The sequence below is a fragment of the Pectobacterium carotovorum genome, from assembly GCA_016415585.1.
In the GTDB taxonomy this organism is placed as follows: domain Bacteria; phylum Pseudomonadota; class Gammaproteobacteria; order Enterobacterales; family Enterobacteriaceae; genus Pectobacterium; species Pectobacterium carotovorum_K.
The window spans coordinates 2897014-2912185 of record CP066552.1; the positions used below are offsets into that span (position 1 = coordinate 2897014).

22 protein-coding genes, 1 tRNA gene and 1 riboswitch are annotated in these 15172 nt (G+C 49.8%); of the genes, 12 read left to right on the plus strand and 11 right to left on the minus strand.

Translation table 11 applies throughout. The annotated features are described in order from the left end of the window. Positions 1-13 precede the first annotated feature (13 nt). From moaE to moaA, 5 genes are all read right to left on the minus strand, one after another. Positions 14-466, minus strand: coding sequence for a molybdopterin synthase catalytic subunit MoaE (moaE, locus tag JFY74_12770; GenBank protein QQG27003.1), 453 nt, complete (start codon positions 464-466; stop codon positions 14-16). A gap of 2 nt (positions 467-468) precedes the next feature. After that, on the minus strand, positions 469-714 hold the full coding sequence (moaD, locus tag JFY74_12775) for a molybdopterin synthase sulfur carrier subunit (GenBank protein ID QQG27004.1): 246 nt from the start codon (positions 712-714) through the stop codon (positions 469-471). Next, positions 711-1205, minus strand: a complete 495-nt coding sequence (gene moaC / locus JFY74_12780; GenBank protein ID QQG27005.1) for a cyclic pyranopterin monophosphate synthase MoaC — start codon at positions 1203-1205, stop codon at positions 711-713. Before moaC ends, moaD begins: the two co-directional genes overlap by 4 nt. An 18-nt stretch (positions 1206-1223) precedes the next feature. Next, entirely contained in the window at positions 1224-1742 is a 519-nt protein-coding gene (gene moaB, locus JFY74_12785) for a molybdenum cofactor biosynthesis protein B (GenBank protein QQG27006.1), read from the minus strand. A gap of 34 nt (positions 1743-1776) precedes the next feature. Continuing rightward, positions 1777-2766 carry a GTP 3',8-cyclase MoaA gene (gene moaA, locus JFY74_12790; protein QQG27007.1) on the minus strand — a complete coding sequence of 330 codons (990 nt, stop codon included), beginning with the start codon at positions 2764-2766 and terminating at the stop codon, positions 1777-1779. Next, a riboswitch (molybdenum cofactor riboswitch) is annotated at positions 2754-2902 on the minus strand. Its footprint overlaps the gene before it by 13 nt. Before the next feature lie 286 nt (positions 2903-3188). On the opposite strand from moaA, the gene yvcK reads away from it, so the two are divergent. Continuing rightward, the gene (gene yvcK, locus JFY74_12795) at positions 3189-4121 is read left to right on the plus strand and encodes a uridine diphosphate-N-acetylglucosamine-binding protein YvcK (protein ID QQG27008.1); all 933 of its coding nucleotides are present in this window, start codon (positions 3189-3191) and stop codon (positions 4119-4121) included. Here the strand turns inward: yvcK and JFY74_12800 are convergent. Beyond that, positions 4097-4528, minus strand: coding sequence for a glyoxalase (locus JFY74_12800; protein ID QQG27009.1), 432 nt, complete (start codon positions 4526-4528; stop codon positions 4097-4099). The genes yvcK and JFY74_12800 overlap by 25 nt on opposite strands. A gap of 28 nt (positions 4529-4556) precedes the next feature. After that, positions 4557-6569: an excinuclease ABC subunit B gene (gene uvrB, locus JFY74_12805; protein ID QQG27010.1), complete on the minus strand. Its 2013-nt coding sequence runs from the start codon at positions 6567-6569 to the stop codon at positions 4557-4559. Between the two features lie 1219 nt (positions 6570-7788). Here uvrB and JFY74_12810 point away from each other — a divergent pair. The 3 genes from JFY74_12810 (at position 7789) to JFY74_12820 (ending at position 9165) form a co-directional block, all read left to right on the plus strand. After that, entirely contained in the window at positions 7789-8394 is a 606-nt protein-coding gene (locus JFY74_12810) for an N-6 DNA methylase (GenBank protein ID QQG27011.1), read from the plus strand. Positions 8395-8462: 68 nt separating this feature from the next. Further along, complete coding sequence (locus tag JFY74_12815; GenBank protein QQG27012.1) at positions 8463-8723, plus strand: type II toxin-antitoxin system RelE/ParE family toxin; 261 nt, start codon at positions 8463-8465, stop codon at positions 8721-8723. A 70-nt stretch (positions 8724-8793) separates the two neighbouring features. Beyond that, positions 8794-9165: a helix-turn-helix transcriptional regulator gene (locus JFY74_12820; GenBank protein ID QQG27013.1), complete on the plus strand. Its 372-nt coding sequence runs from the start codon at positions 8794-8796 to the stop codon at positions 9163-9165. A 193-nt stretch (positions 9166-9358) separates the two neighbouring features. On the opposite strand, the gene JFY74_12825 is transcribed toward JFY74_12820, so the two are convergent. Then, positions 9359-9583, minus strand: coding sequence for a hypothetical protein (locus JFY74_12825; protein QQG27014.1), 225 nt, complete (start codon positions 9581-9583; stop codon positions 9359-9361). A 36-nt stretch (positions 9584-9619) separates the two neighbouring features. On the opposite strand from JFY74_12825, the gene JFY74_12830 reads away from it, so the two are divergent. The 3 genes from JFY74_12830 (at position 9620) to mazF (ending at position 10625) form a co-directional block, all read left to right on the plus strand. Continuing rightward, the gene (locus tag JFY74_12830; GenBank protein ID QQG27015.1) at positions 9620-9910 is read left to right on the plus strand and encodes a transposase; all 291 of its coding nucleotides are present in this window, start codon (positions 9620-9622) and stop codon (positions 9908-9910) included. Positions 9911-10041: 131 nt separating this feature from the next. Next, on the plus strand, positions 10042-10293 hold the full coding sequence (locus JFY74_12835; GenBank protein ID QQG27016.1) for a PbsX family transcriptional regulator: 252 nt from the start codon (positions 10042-10044) through the stop codon (positions 10291-10293). Then, positions 10293-10625 carry an endoribonuclease MazF gene (mazF, locus tag JFY74_12840; GenBank protein ID QQG27017.1) on the plus strand — a complete coding sequence of 111 codons (333 nt, stop codon included), beginning with the start codon at positions 10293-10295 and terminating at the stop codon, positions 10623-10625. Before JFY74_12835 ends, mazF begins: the two co-directional genes overlap by 1 nt. A gap of 390 nt (positions 10626-11015) precedes the next feature. Here the strand turns inward: mazF and JFY74_12845 are convergent. Further along, positions 11016-11103 (minus strand) — tRNA-Ser (locus JFY74_12845). A gap of 289 nt (positions 11104-11392) precedes the next feature. On the opposite strand from JFY74_12845, the gene yccA reads away from it, so the two are divergent. Both yccA and tusE read left to right on the plus strand, forming a co-directional pair. Then, on the plus strand, positions 11393-12052 hold the full coding sequence (gene yccA, locus JFY74_12850) for an FtsH protease modulator YccA (protein ID QQG27018.1): 660 nt from the start codon (positions 11393-11395) through the stop codon (positions 12050-12052). A gap of 109 nt (positions 12053-12161) precedes the next feature. Then, complete coding sequence (gene tusE, locus JFY74_12855; GenBank protein QQG27019.1) at positions 12162-12491, plus strand: sulfurtransferase TusE; 330 nt, start codon at positions 12162-12164, stop codon at positions 12489-12491. A gap of 12 nt (positions 12492-12503) precedes the next feature. Here the strand turns inward: tusE and yccX are convergent, their stop codons facing one another. Then, a complete protein-coding gene (gene yccX / locus JFY74_12860; protein ID QQG27020.1) occupies positions 12504-12782 on the minus strand; it encodes an acylphosphatase in 279 nt (92 codons plus the stop codon). 222 nt (positions 12783-13004) lie between these two features. Between yccX and hspQ the strand changes: the two genes are divergently transcribed. Continuing rightward, complete coding sequence (hspQ, locus tag JFY74_12865) at positions 13005-13313, plus strand: heat shock protein HspQ (GenBank protein QQG27021.1); 309 nt, start codon at positions 13005-13007, stop codon at positions 13311-13313. Between the two features lie 96 nt (positions 13314-13409). Here hspQ and JFY74_12870 read toward each other — a convergent pair whose 3' ends face one another. Next, positions 13410-13823, minus strand: coding sequence for a CoA-binding protein (locus JFY74_12870; protein ID QQG27022.1), 414 nt, complete (start codon positions 13821-13823; stop codon positions 13410-13412). 193 nt (positions 13824-14016) lie between these two features. On the opposite strand from JFY74_12870, the gene JFY74_12875 reads away from it, so the two are divergent. Further along, entirely contained in the window at positions 14017-14541 is a 525-nt protein-coding gene (locus JFY74_12875; GenBank protein ID QQG27023.1) for a DUF2057 family protein, read from the plus strand. A 137-nt stretch (positions 14542-14678) separates the two neighbouring features. After that, a complete protein-coding gene (locus JFY74_12880; GenBank protein QQG27024.1) occupies positions 14679-15137 on the plus strand; it encodes a methylglyoxal synthase in 459 nt (152 codons plus the stop codon). Positions 15138-15172 lie beyond the last annotated feature (35 nt).

Here is a 15172-nt window from a genome sequence, read left to right on the forward strand (position 1 = left end):
ACACAGAAATGGACTACCAGCGCTGCGCGGCCTGTTTATCGCTGTCGCGTGATTCCACCCAGCGTTCGCCTTCCGGCGTCGCTTCTCGCTTCCAGAATGGCGCACGGGTTTTCAGATAATCCATGATGAATTGGGCGGCATCAAACGCCGCGCTGCGATGAGCGGCACTGACGCCAACGAACACAATTTCATCCCCCGGATAGAGTGCGCCCACCCGATGAATCACGCTCACACGCGGCAGTTCCCAGCGCTCGCGTGCCAGCTCAACAATCTCCGCCAGCGCCTTTTCCGTCATGCCGGGGTAATGTTCCAGCGTCAACGCGCTAACGTTTTTCGCCAGATTGTGATTACGCACCTTACCGGTGAACGTCACCACCGCGCCGTCCTCATCGCACTGCGCCAGCCACTGATATTCATCACCTACATTGAAGTTCTCTTCGCCAACCAGAATACGCGTATCCGCCACGATCAACCTCCCGTTACCGGTGGGAAAAATGCCACTTCATCGCCGTCCTGTAACGGGTGCGTGAGCTCAACCAGCGACTGGTTCACCGCAGCCAGCAGCTTGCCCGCTTCCAGCGCCAGCGCCCAGCGCGCGCCACGTTGACATAGCGCCTGTCGGACGTCCTCTACAGTTGCATACTCAGCAGGCAGCGACACGCTGTCTGTCTCGATCAGTTCACGGACTTGTGCAAAAAACAGAATCGTAATCATGCTCCCTCCGCCGTAAAGTCGCCGGATTTGCCGCCGCTTTTCGCCAGCAGGCGCACCGGACCAATCACCATGTCTTTCTGCACGGCCTTGCACATGTCATAGATGGTCAGCGCAGCAACAGAAACCGCCGTCAGCGCTTCCATCTCCACGCCAGTTTTCCCCGTCAGGCGACACACGGATTCTATCCGAACCCGGTTGTGCTCCGGCTGCGCTTCCAGCTCGACAGCGACTTTACTCAACAGCAGCGGATGGCAAAGCGGAATCAGTTCCCAGGTGCGTTTCGCCGCCTGAATCCCAGCGATGCGTGCGGTGGCGAACACGTCGCCCTTGTGGTGGCTGCCAGCAATAATCATCGCCAGCGTCTGCGGTGCCATTTCAACGAAAGCTTCCGCGCGGGCTTCACGCACAGTTTCAACTTTGGCGGAAACATCTACCATCGCGGCTTCGCCAGCGGCGTTAATGTGGGTCAATTGTGGCTTAAGTGATGACATAGTGAATAAGGCTTACCGTTAAGAGGATTTTTTCACGTGCGGGTAAAAATTGCACGGCTTCTGGCGCGCATCCAGCTGTTCCTGAATGATGCGTTCCCATGCGGTTCGGCAGGCGCGAGTCGAACCCGGTATAGCGAAAATTACCGTCTGGTTAGCCAGACCGGCAAGCGCGCGGGATTGCAGCGTCGCCGTGCCAATATCTTCGTATGACACCATGCGAAACAGCTCGCCGAAGCCTTCAATTTCCCGATCGAACAAGATGCCGATGGCTTCCGGCACCACATCTCCAGCCGTAAAGCCCGTCCCGCCATTAATCAAAATGCCCTGCACCTCATCGCTGGCAATCCACGCCGAGATCTGTGCCCGAATCTGGTACAGATTCTCTTTCACGATGGCGCTGTCGACAATACGATGCCCTGCTGACTGCGCCGCTTCGCGCAGATAGTCGCCGGAGGTGTCATCTTCCGCTGTACGACGTTCGGACACGGTCAAAACTGCAAGATTGAGAGAAACGAATTCGCTGCTGACTTTGCTCATATCAGGCTCCTTTAAGAATCAGTGATATCGCGGATTAACCGCCGATAAATGACAGGTTTTGCGTTATGCCGCTATTCCCTTCGTGCAGGAAATGGGTCTGCTTTTTCGCCGATAGCCCGCCCGAGATACGCATTTTCAAATCATCGAGGTGACGATCGTCGGCCAGCAAATCACGCAGCGGAATGCCCTGTTCGCCAAAGAGACACAGATGAAGATTACCCACAGCGGATACGCGCAGACGGTTGCAGCTCAGGCAGAAATCTTTCTCATACGGCATAATCAGCCCGATTTCTCCCTGATAGTCGGAATGGCTGAACACCTGAGCCGGGCCGTCGCTGCGTGCGCGCTGCTGCTGCTGCCAGCCTTGTTGCAGCAGTTGCTGGCGGATCACCTCACCGGAAACATGGTGACGGCGGAACAAGTCGCCCCCTTCGCCCGTTTCCATCAGTTCAATAAAGCGTAGTTGAATCGGGCGGTGTTTAATCCAGTCGAGGAAAGTTTGCAGGCTACCCGCGTTCACATCGCGCATCAGCACCGTGTTGACTTTGACCTTGGCAAAGCCACAGTCAAAGGCCGCATCAATACCGTCCATGACCTGACGGAATTTATCCTGCCCGGTAATCGCATGAAACTGACGTGCATCAAGGCTGTCGACGCTGACATTCAGCGCCGTCAGGCCTGAATCTCGCCACTGAGCAACGTCGCGTGCCAAACGGTAGCCGTTGGTGGTTACCGCCAACGTGCGGATAGCGGGGTTTTCACGGATGGCCGCAATGATATCGACAAAATCACGACGTAAAGATGGTTCACCACCGGTGAGGCGGACTTTTTCCGTCCCTAATTCGGCAAAGGCGCGGCTGACGCGACGAATTTCATCGAGTGATAAAAAGCGATGTGGATTCGTACCATTGGCCTGATAACCATCCGGCAGACAATAGGTACAGCGAAAATTGCAGACGTCTGTAATAGACAGACGCAAATAGTAAAACTTGCGCGCAAACGCATCAGTCAGTTGACTCACCATAAACACCTTTCCAAATACGGGAGATGCAAGCATTTCTGCCTCGCACCCTGGTGACCGCGAAGGCCACGGCCAGGGCACCGTATCACACGCAACAAGCGCATCACTTAGGCACCAAGGCTAGGAGTTTGATTCCTATCAGTTATCCGTTAAACAGCCGCGAGATAACCGCTCAAGAATCGTGATTTCATTAAGCAGTCTACTGCGAAAAAGCACAGGCAACCACTCTCAAAAACGGTATATAATTAAATATATAGCGATTTTTCAATATCTTATGGTGCACAGCATACGGAAAAATACGCGGCAGAAATTGTCTCAGGTCATGCCTGCGTGAGGATTTTTCGCGTTTTAAGGTGAAATCAGCTACCTTAGCGACGATTGTCACACACACTTCATATTCCTCTGGCTCATTCATAAGGTTTTCTATGCGCAATCGCACGTTGGCCGACCTCGACAGAGTTGTCGCACTCGGAGGCGGGCACGGTTTAGGTCGTGTGATGTCTTCGCTCTCTTCCCTGGGTTCACGGCTAACCGGCATTGTCACGACGACAGATAACGGCGGTTCGACTGGCCGCATCCGTCGCTCTGAAGGCGGCATTGCCTGGGGCGACACCCGCAACTGCCTGAATCAACTGATTACGACACCCAGTGTGGCATCCGCAATGTTTGAGTACCGATTTAACGGTAACGGTGAGCTTGCCGGACACAATCTGGGTAACCTGATGCTAAAAGCGCTCGACCACCTGAGCGTCCGCCCACTGGAAGCCATCAATCTGATTCGCAACCTGCTCAAGGTAGACGCGTTTTTAATTCCGATGTCCGAGCATCCTGTCGATTTGATGGCGATTGATGAACAGGGCAACCCCGTTTATGGTGAAGTCGAGATCGATCAGCTGGCAGCCTTGCCGCAGGACTTGATGTTGTATCCGACGGTGCAGGCCACGCGCGAGGCGATTGATGCCATCGCAAAAGCCGACCTGATTTTGATTGGTCCCGGCAGCTTTCTGACCAGCCTGATGCCGCTGCTGTTGCTGGAGGATCTGACACAGGCACTCCGCCGCACGCCCGCCCCTATGGTGTACATCGGCAATCTGGGCAATGAGCAGAGCAACCCCGCAGCCCGCCTGACGCTGGTGGAGAAGCTATCCTGGATTGAACACAAGGTAGGGAAACCCGTGGTTGATGTCGCGATTGTCGGTCCAAAAGTCGATATCAGCCAGATCGGCGACCGTCTGGTCGTGCAGCAGGCGCTGGCCGCAGAAGATGTTCCCCACCATCATGACCGTGAGTTACTGCGTCAGGCCATCGAACGTGCGCTACAGCTGCTAGGCTCTCAATCCCGCAGCCATGGCGTATAAGTCACACCAATCAGAATGCCTTCGGGACTCAGGAAACGCGTGACCTGCTGTCCCCAAGGCTCAAGACGGTTTTCCACCAGCAACGCATAGCCTTGCGCTTTCAGCGTGCTGGTCGCTTCCATCATGTCAGCCACTTCGAACTCCAGCCAGCTTTGCGGTTCCGGAAGATCCGCAGGCCAACTTCCGTGCCCGAAACAGGATTCGCTGGCCTGTGAGAGCGGCCACAGCGCGAAATGCTTCACGCCATCCATCTCATCGCTCACCAGATAGTCGCTTCCTTCCGCAACGGGCTTCAGCGGCAACTTCAGCGTATCGACATAGAGCGCATGGCTGTCAGAAAGGGATTTCACGATCGGCCCGAAACCCGCCACAAACAGCACTTCTACTCCCGGTATAGTCTGATCCATCATTGATCCTCAGTGAGTGCTTGCATCGTTAGGATACGGCGATAAATTGTGTGCGCAGTGCGTGTACTTCATCGCGCAGAGCGGCCGCCTCTTCAAATTCAAGGTTCTGCGCGTGCGTCAACATCTTGCTTTCCAACTCGCGAATTTTCAGCTCCAGCGCCTTCGGCGTCATGAGTTCATAACCTGCTGCTGGCTCTGCCGCTTTACGACTGCCACGCCCTTTGCCTTTGTTCGTCGGCTTACCGAGTTGCAGGATATCGGAGATCTTCTTATTGATACCCTGCGGCACAATGCCGTGCTCGGTGTTGTAGGCTTCCTGCTTCTCGCGGCGACGCTCCGTTTCACCAATCGCTTTCGCCATCGATGCTGTAATCCGGTCGCCGTAGAGAATGGCTTTGCCACGCAGGTTACGTGCCGCACGCCCAATCGTCTGGATCAGAGAACGTTCAGAGCGCAGGAAGCCTTCTTTATCGGCATCCAGAATCGCCACCAGCGACACTTCTGGCATATCCAGCCCTTCACGCAGCAGGTTGATCCCCACCAGCACATCGAACTCGCCAAGACGTAAATCACGGATGATTTCCACGCGCTCGACGGTGTCGATATCCGAGTGCAGATAACGTACCCGCTCGCCGTGTTCTTCCAGATATTCCGTCAGGTCTTCCGCCATGCGTTTGGTCAGCGTGGTCACCAGTACCCGCTCATTAATCGCGGCACGCAGACGAATTTCGGAAAGCAGGTCATCCACCTGTGTCGCGACAGGCCGCACTTCAATGATCGGATCGAGCAATCCGGTGGGGCGAACCACCTGATCGATCACTTCACCGCCCGATTTTTCCAGTTCATAGTTACCCGGCGTCGCAGACACGTAGATCGTCTGCGGAGCCAGCGCTTCAAATTCTTCAAATTTCATCGGTCGGTTATCCAGCGCTGAAGGTAGCCGGAAACCGTATTCGACCAGCGTTTCTTTACGCGCGCGGTCGCCGCGATACATACCGCCAATCTGGGGAACGGTGACGTGGGATTCATCAATGACCAGCAGCCCGTCCGCAGGCAAATAGTCAAACAGCGTCGGTGGCGGTTCGCCGGGGCCACGACCGGAAAGGTAGCGTGAGTAGTTTTCGATACCGGAGCAGTAGCCCAGTTCGTTCATCATCTCCAGATCAAACTGGGTGCGCTGACTCAGCCGCTGCTCTTCCACCAGTTTGTCATTGGCCAGCAGCACCTTTTTACGGTCGGCCAGTTCAACCTTGATATCTTCCATCGCCTGCAAAATACGCTCACGCGGTGTGACGTAGTGCGTTTTAGGATAGATGGTATAGCGCGGTACCGTTTGGAGCACGTGACCCGTCAGCGGGTCAAACAGCGACAACCGTTCTACTTCTTCATCGAACAGTTCAACGCGCAGAGCGATTTCGTCAGATTCCGCAGGGAAGATATCGATCACCTCACCACGCACGCGGAACGTACCGCGCTGAAACGCCTGATCGTTACGGGAATATTGCAACTCGGCCAGACGCCGCAAAATAGCGCGCTGGTCAATCAGCATCCCTTGCGTCAGGTGCAGCATCATTTTCAGATAGAGATCGGGATCGCCCAGACCATAGATCGCGGATACCGAGGCCACGACGATGACATCGCGCCGCTCCAGCAGCGCTTTTGTCGCGGAAAGGCGCATCTGTTCGATATGTTCGTTAACTGACGCATCTTTTTCAATAAAGGTGTCAGAGCTGGGAACGTAGGCCTCTGGCTGATAATAGTCGTAATACGAAACGAAGTACTCGACGGCATTATCGGGAAAGAATTCTTTCATCTCGCCGTACAGCTGGGCTGCCAGCGTTTTATTTGGCGCCAGCATCATCGTCGGCCGATTGAGGTCGGCAATCACATTGGCGATAGTGAACGTCTTACCTGAGCCCGTTACCCCGAGTAGCGTTTGGTGCGCCAACCCATCTTCCAGGCCCTCTTTTAAACGACGAATGGCCTTCGGCTGATCGCCTGCTGGTTTAAAGTCAGAATTCAGTGTAAATACTTTACTCATCGTCAAGCACGCTACTTATCGTTATTACGCATCGCTCAAGACGATGACCGTGGGTGGATGTTCGGAACTTTATTCTGGATGCCAATGGCGAGATTCGCCATCGCAATGATACTGGATAGAAAAACAGCATCAAGCAAATTGTCGCCGAATTGGATGGCTAATCGACAAATGAATTTGCTAGCACATTCATATTCAATCTACCAGATAAAATCATCATGATTTATCCCCAATGTTGGTAGACCTGTAACATGCAGAGATGGGCGATGACGTTAATTTATGCAACTACGCAGCGTTGATGTTCAAGGCGCTTGATTTTACTTAACGATATGATAATAAATAGATTAGAAAAACCGAGGAGAATAACGTCAAACTGGCGACAACCCGCGTCAGCTCTCGGTTAGAATGCGTTGTCTTTCCATAATGCACATAGTTATCCACAGAAATGGTGGATAACTCCCACAATCCCGCGTCAGTACTGAATTAGAGAAATACCCGCTTCATTCGCGATTCCCTCCGATATGGATTTTCTTCACACTCTTTCTTTGATTTATCGCATAAGTATTAGACGGAAAAAGACTAAAAACAGCAGAGGACTAAATTGCAAAAATTCAGATACGTCGGGAGTTTAGGGGAAAATTCAAGAAGATTTTATCTATTAATTGAAATAAAAATGTCGATATTACATGCATGAGACCGCCCACGGTAAAAATGACAAAAGCCCTGGCTATGATGAAGCACAAGTAGGGGTCAAAGCCTGGGCAGCCGTATTAACATATCTTTTGTCAATTCGATAAAATCCGCAGCAGACAAGCGGATTATGACCCATACATCCTGTAACCCTCCCATCTGACGATCAAAGGACTGACGAATCAAACCCATCACGTAAGGAAGATCGCTTTGGTTTGACAATCCTACCTCTAACGAACTGCGGAGATTTGCGCAAAAATTTAAGCAGATTAGCTTCTGTGGCTTTCACTTCTTATTCCTTAGTCCATTGAAAAAGAGCGAACCGACACATCCGCTCCCGAGTCCGCACCGATGTCCTTAGCCCATTGACGTGCTATCGCCAGCGTGGATTCAGCGCTGCAACACGCAAAAAATCCTTACCATATGCCAACGGCGTTGAGTCAGCCCAAACTGACAAGAAGCACTTATCACACGTACAATCGAAAACCTAAAATAGCCTTTACCGAAAAAATGACACTTAACAGGATTGAGAGTGAATAAACAGCAGCTTGCAGCAAAAATCTGGGAATCCGCCAACCAGATGCGGTCTAAAATCGATGCCAACGAATACAAAGACTACATCCTCGGCTTCATCTTTTATAAATACCTTTCGGATAAGCTTGAGCGCTATCCTCGTTTTGGTTTAGCGCCAAAATCCAAGGCCGACTACGCTTTTCTTCTGCACGATCTCTACCACCTGAAACCCGATGGCATCATGGCTATCGTCCTACCCCACGGCGTACTCTTCCGCGGCGGTGAGGAGGGTGAGATCCGTAAGAACCTTATCGAAAACGACCACCTTAATACGATCATTGGCTTACCGGCGAATATTTTCTTTGGCACCGGCATTCCCACCATTATTCTGGTGCTCAAACAGAAGCGTAAAAACAGTGACAAGCTGATCGTTGATGCCTCCAAAGGCTTTGCCAAAGAAGGCAAGAGCAATAAGCTGCGCGCATGTGACATCAAAAAAATCTGCAACACGGTTAGACCCATGGACAGTTTATCGGCAGCAGGAATAATACGTTTATCAGTAACGAAGAAACCCACAGTTAAGCAAACCATCAGGGCGCATAAGAAAACACAAGAAAGCCGTTGACTAAAAAACTTATTTACTTATAATTAATCTTATGGTAAGACGGTGTGGATCTTTAAAACTGAGGGATTATGGTTCAGGTTAGTTGGTCAAAACGAGCATTAAAACAACTCGGAACGATTGACACTAGATACCGAAAACGCATCAAGAACAGAGTGGGCGAGCTGACCAGCTTCCCCGATGTGAGTTTGGATCTGAAAAAACTCGAATCATCTGGCAAGCAATACAGGTTAAGGGTTGGCGATTATCGAGTCATATTTGAGTTAATAGACGGCACACCGCAAGTTTGCGAGATACTCGAAGTCAAACGTAGAACATCAACAACATACTAAGGCGGGGAAACCCGCCCAATTCCTAAGTTAGAAGAGGTTTCGCCAACCGAAATTAAATGTTGGAGTCAACATGAGCATCCAAATTATCCACGATAAAAACGGCACCCCTGAATACGCGGTGGTTCCATACGAGTTATATCAACGACTGATTGCAAACTCAGACGATGACGCGCTTTACGAGAGTATACCCTACACAGCCGATGATGATGATGACGTTACTATCCCTCAAGAAGTTGTCAGTATTCACATTGATCAGGATGTGAGTATACAGGCGGCATGGAGAATACACAGAGGGCTATCACAGCAGGATGTTGCAAGCGCACTTGGCATTACTCAAGCGGCCGTCTCTCAACTTGAATCACCAGATTCAAGACCGCAAAAAAGGACCAGAGTAAAATTATCTGAATTGTATAGATGCACCCCAGAACAGCTAATATTGTAAATCAGCCCGGTTCGCCGGGCTTACCCTTTTGAATTTTCTCTCGCCCGCTCCACGCTATCGATCGCCGCCTCAATTACAGCGTGCATGATCTGCACATCACCAACCGTGTACGTGCCATCGAGCATATCAGCCCATCTCGCCAACGGTGGGCAGGCATCACCTGCCCCCAAACACAGGCGCCATAGAAATAAGTCTACGCCGCTGTCGTCTCGTTCGTCGCTGTTGCGCTTGCGCCGTTTTCGCTCCCTGCGCTGAGCTTCCAGAAAGGGCCGATGTTCTCCTTTAAGACCTTGCCCAGCAGCAGCAGATAATTTTGGATTTCGTCCTGAAACAGATTTTCGGCGATCGGGATATTACCGGTATCACGCACCATTTTTCCGTTTTTGATGCACTGATCTGTCCTTGATTTAGTGCCCACCTTGTTTTCAAATCAGTCAACGAAAGTGAGGTCACTATGACGAGACAACAATATACCCCAGAGTTCAAGCGCAGGGCTGGAGCGTTACTGTTCGAAAGCGGGAAGTCTGTTGCCCGTATGGCTCAGGAGCTTGATATCAAAGAAAACACACTCTACAACTGGAAAAAAATCTATCAGGATAAGCCGGAGGCGGCTTTCTCCAACACGCCGCAGCTTTCAGTACAGGAACTGGAGATTCGCCGTCTTAAAGCCAAAATCGCTGAACTGGAAGAGGATAAGCTCATCTTGAAAAAAGCGGCGGCGTTCTTTGCGCGGGAAAGCCGCTAAGATACGCCATGGTCACTCATTTCACTGGTTTTGAAGAAATGTCAGATCTTGTTGTGTATCTACAATGTAGATTGACACTGACACTTAAATGCTCTACATTGTAGATACATTCAATTCAATGAGGATTTTTTATGATCGATGTTCCAGTTAAAAAATGGGGAAACTCACCTGCAATACGTCTTTCCTCATCTGTTATGCAAGCGTTTGATATGACGTTTAACGATAGCTTTGACATGGAGATCAGGGAAACAGAAATTGCCCTGATCCCCAAGAAAAAACCCAAATATCAGTTTACGCTGGATGAGTTGCTTGAAGGAATGACGCCTGAACATGTCCATGAGAAAGTTGATTTTGGCGCACCAGTCGGCAAGGAGCTGCTTTAATGGTTTCTCGTTTTGTTCCTGATTCCGGCGATTTGATCTGGTTAGATTTTGATCCGGTAGTGGGGTATGAACAGGGAGGACATCGCCCCGCTGTTGTTCTTAGTCCTTTTCCTTATAATAATTTGACCGGAATGTGCTTATGCACCCCCTGCACAACCCAGCGCAAAGGGTATAACTTCGAAGTCGAATTATCTGGAGACCGTGAAAGCGTGGCTCTCGCCGATCAGGTCACTTGTGTAGATTGGCGTAATCGGAAGGCAACAAAGAAAGGCAAAGTAACAGCCGATGAGTTAGAACTCATCAGAGCAAAAGCTAAAGCTTTGATTGGCTAAATTAAAGTCATGTTCAGCCAGATCTAATCGAGTAACCAACTCCCTTTTCAGGCCACTAACGGTTATCTCCTGTAAAACATCATAGTTACTCAGCTTGAACCACTGTTTTACCGCCTTCATGACTTCGCTTGCTTTTACCGCCATCCCTTCTTTGCTGTTAGCTGAAATATCTCAATCCATTTTCTATCGATTTCAGCACTTGGCAACAGGTAAAGATGAATTTTTGACGATATGCACAAGAGGAGATAAGTAGCAATCTGGGGGGATAATAAGAGAAAAAAACAGGTAGGCCAGAAACAAAAAAGCCTCTGGTTAAGGAGGCTTTTATGCTGCACTTTATGCAGTAAAGAATCAAAAAAACTAATTAAGTCACTGATTCTATTGAATGCGTGGCGGAGGAGTAGAGATTCGAACTCTAGAACACTTTCGCGTCGCCGGTTTTCAAGACCGGTGCCTTCAACCACTCGGCCACTCCTCCGCAATGACGCGAACTATAAACAGTGTGTGAGATCTTGTAAAGCATCACAGCGCTCAATTGCCTGAAAAACAACCTAACACAACGCAATTGAACGCAAAATCGTCATAAGACACATAAAATAGAGCAATTTATCCCCGCGAACATATGAATTGCAGGACAAAATACGAACACTAAAAGGAAGCATGACGCATTGGCAGCGTAAAGAAGGGTAAACCACCTTTAATAACGTCCTGCAACTATTTACTCTTTGACATTGGATAATAGCACCCTGAAGAGAGAGTCGCTGACTATGGATCGTATTGTTGTTTCCTCTACCCGTGAAAGCTCGCTACTCAGCACCCATAAAGTGCTGCGTAATACTTATTTCCTGCTGTCGCTGACACTGGGTTTTTCTGCCGTTACCGCAACGGCAAGTACTGTACTTAACCTGCCCGCACCTGGCTTAATTCTGATGCTGGTTGGTTTTTATGGTCTGATGTTCCTGACGCACAAACTGGCGAACAGTCCTGCCGGTATTCTGGCGGCGTTCGCACTGACCGGATTCATGGGTTATACGCTGGGCCCGATTTTAAGCTCGCTGATTTCCTCAGGCGCAGGCGACATTGTCATGCTGGCTCTGGGCGGCACGGCGGTGGTGTTCTTCTGCTGTTCAGCTTATGTCTTAACAACACGTAAGGATATGTCCTTCCTGTCTGGCATGATGATGGCAGGATTCGTTGTTCTGGTTGTTGCCGTTATCGCCAATCTGTTCTTGCAGATTCCGGCCCTGCATCTGGCAATCAGTGCCCTGTTTATTCTGTTCTCTGCGGGTGCCATTCTGTGGGAAACCAGTAACATCATTCACGGTGGCGAAACCAACTACATCCGAGCGACGGTTAGCCTGTATGTCGCGATATACAATATCTTCGTTAGCTTGTTGAGCATTCTGGGCATCATGCGTAACGACTAAGTCTCGTCTATTGCCACACCGAGAAAGCCCCATCTGGGGCTTTTTTTATTCCGGTGCAGACAGCAAAATTTGTTAAACTACGGGCTGAACTATCGCAGTCGGAGAGAAGATGTTGGAGTTTGAAGGGCGAACAATCGCAACTGACGCGCAGGGTTACCTGATGGACAGCACTGTATGGAGTGAAGCATTGGCTCACGTGTTAGCGGAACAGGAAGGCATAGTGTTGACTGAACCGCATTGGGAAGTCGTCCGGTTTGTGCGGCATTTTTATCAGGAGTTCAATACGTCCCCCGCGATACGTATGTTGGTTAAGGCGATGGCGCAAAAGTACGGTGAGGATAAAGGAAATAGCCGCTACCTGTATAAGCTGTTTCCAAAAGGGCCAGCCAAGCAGGCAACTAAAATCGCCGGCTTACCCAAACCGGTGAAATGCATCTAGCGTCACCCAGATTCAATAGCGGATCGTAAAATTTTCATAATCCGTCTTGCCATGTGGCTCAATAAGCACCTTATCAACTCTGGCGCTTCGTGGGCCCCCTTGTTTCAACCACTCAATCAACGCGTCTACCGCATGAGGTTCACCATTTACCACCACTTCAACGCAGCCATCATCACAATTGTGCGCATACCCATTGAGCCCTAGTCGCACAGCCTGATATTGCGTGCTGTAGCGAAAACCTACCCCCTGAACCACACCATAGACATAGGCTACAGTCGCTATCTTTGCCATCATCCCCCCTTTTCAACCCAAACAACATTTCATTAGTCGGACTGTATCTTCTAAAAATTTACGCCATACTATAATAGTGTGTTCGGCCTGTGATTTACCAATGAGCACATGGCGTTATTGCTTGAAAAACCTCTGTACGCTAAAAGACACTATCGGATGCGCTAGCCTCCCTTCGAAAAATCCGTGGTGAGTAGAAAGTGTAATCAATTTCCAGGGGGTTATATGATAATCAGCAAATTTGGCATCGGACAACAGATTCGTCATAAGCTTCTGGGATTCCCAGGGGTCATTATCGATATCGATCCCGAATACTCACTAGACACGCCCACCTGGGAAGAAATTAGTGGCAATGACACTTCACGCTCCGAACCGTGGTACCACGTTGTAATGGAAGATGACGAAGGCCAACCGATACATACTTATCTGGCGGAGGCACAGTTGATAAAGGAAGAGCGATCTGAGCATGAGCACCCTTCACTAAACGAATTAGCTGAGGTGCTTCAACGCCGCGCGCCACAGTTGCGCCATTAATGTTCATCCATGGTAGATAATGGCTACCGAAAACAGACATTGGCGATGTTGTGATTATCAGCATCGTCAGTGGCTGCAATCTATTTATCCAAACACTTATTTTCCCAAACCCAGTCGTGGGATTTCAATTTTCGGGCAGCGATCCATTACAACTTTTAACCCTGCATTGTGAGCCAAAATTGCCGCTTGCTCATTAATGACGCCAATCTGTAACCATAGAACGGTAGCACCGATGGCGATTGCTTCTTTGGCGACCTCATAAGCCGCTTCCGATTGGCGAAAGACATCAACCATATCAACTGGCTTCGGAATATCCACTAGACTGGCATACACGGTTTGCCCCAAGAGCGTCTGACCAGCCAATTTGGGGCTAACGGGAATAACCTCGTAGCCTTGCTCAAGTAAATACGCCATCACGCCATAACTCGGACGGGACGACTTATCACTGGCTCCCACTAATGCAATGGTTTTTACCGTTTTCAGTACAAATTCAATATCACTGTCGTGCATGCTATTCCGCCTCTTTTACGTGATTTACTACAGTGTATCGCACATTCTACGAATAGCCGAAAATGGCTTAACGCCCCGCCATAGATACCTTATAGAGCGAAAAATGCCATAACAGCCTGTTTCAAATTGAAACCTTTGACACATTCAGACAATTCCTCAACAATACTCAAATTACGTGCGATCTGGGAAAATTATGAAATTCGGCTTCATCACTGTCTGCCTTTTTATTGCAGGTTTAAGTTCCTCTGCAATTGCGGCAACAACGTTGAAATTAGATCAGAAAATCGATCTTCTGATGGTTGACGGGCAGAAAATGTCAGGCTCGTTGCTGAAAGGTGCCGATAGCCTCGAACTAGGCAAGGGGCAACACCAGATTCTCTTCAAGGTTGTCAATATACTCGATACCCAGACTGGCACGCCAGTCACCTATTTTCCTTCAACATTCATTGCAACATTCAACACAGAAAAAGTAGCATCGGTGTCATTCAAATTACCGCCACTACAAACCCCTCAGGATCGTAAGAACTTCACTGCCCAACCTCAATATCAATTGCTTGATGAAAAAAACCAAGCTATCCCCGTGCGTACCGATGCAATTGTGATCGCAGACAGTGAGCTACTCGATATAGAGCGAAAAATGTCCGAGTACAACGCAGCAGCGAAAGGCGCTTCGGTCGCAGGCTTTGCTGCCGCACTGAATGAATCCGTAAGCTGGTGATTTTATACGCAGTCACCGTAGATTTTTGATACCCGTTCGCCTTTTCCTGCTTTTATCGCTTTGCACTGAAACTGCGTTTCCGTAATCTGTCTGTACCCTAGCGTCAGCTTTACTACACCAGATTGAAGGACGTAACCATGGAGTTCACCACCCGTACCATCCCCGCGCAAAAACATATTGCGCTGGTAGCACACGACCACTGTAAACAATCTTTACTGGATTGGGTTGGTACGAACAAACAACAGCTCACAGAGCACACGCTTTATGCTACCGGAACTACCGGTAACCTGATTCAATTGAACACGGGTCTGCCCGTAAAAAGCATGCTAAGTGGACCGATGGGGGGTGACCAGCAGGTTGGCGCACTCATTTCTGAAGGGAAAATCGATTTAATGATCTTCTTTTGGGATCCGCTTAACGCCGTGCCACACGATCCCGATGTGAAGGCGCTGCTGCGGCTGGCTACGGTTTGGAACATTCCTGTTGCCACCAACCGGGCAACGGCTGATTTCCTGATTAACTCAGCGCTATTTAAAGAACCGGTTCAAATCGCCATTCCTGATTATCAGCGCTACCTGCAAGACCGTCTGAAATAATATCAGCACATCACAATGGACCAGCGGCGCACTAC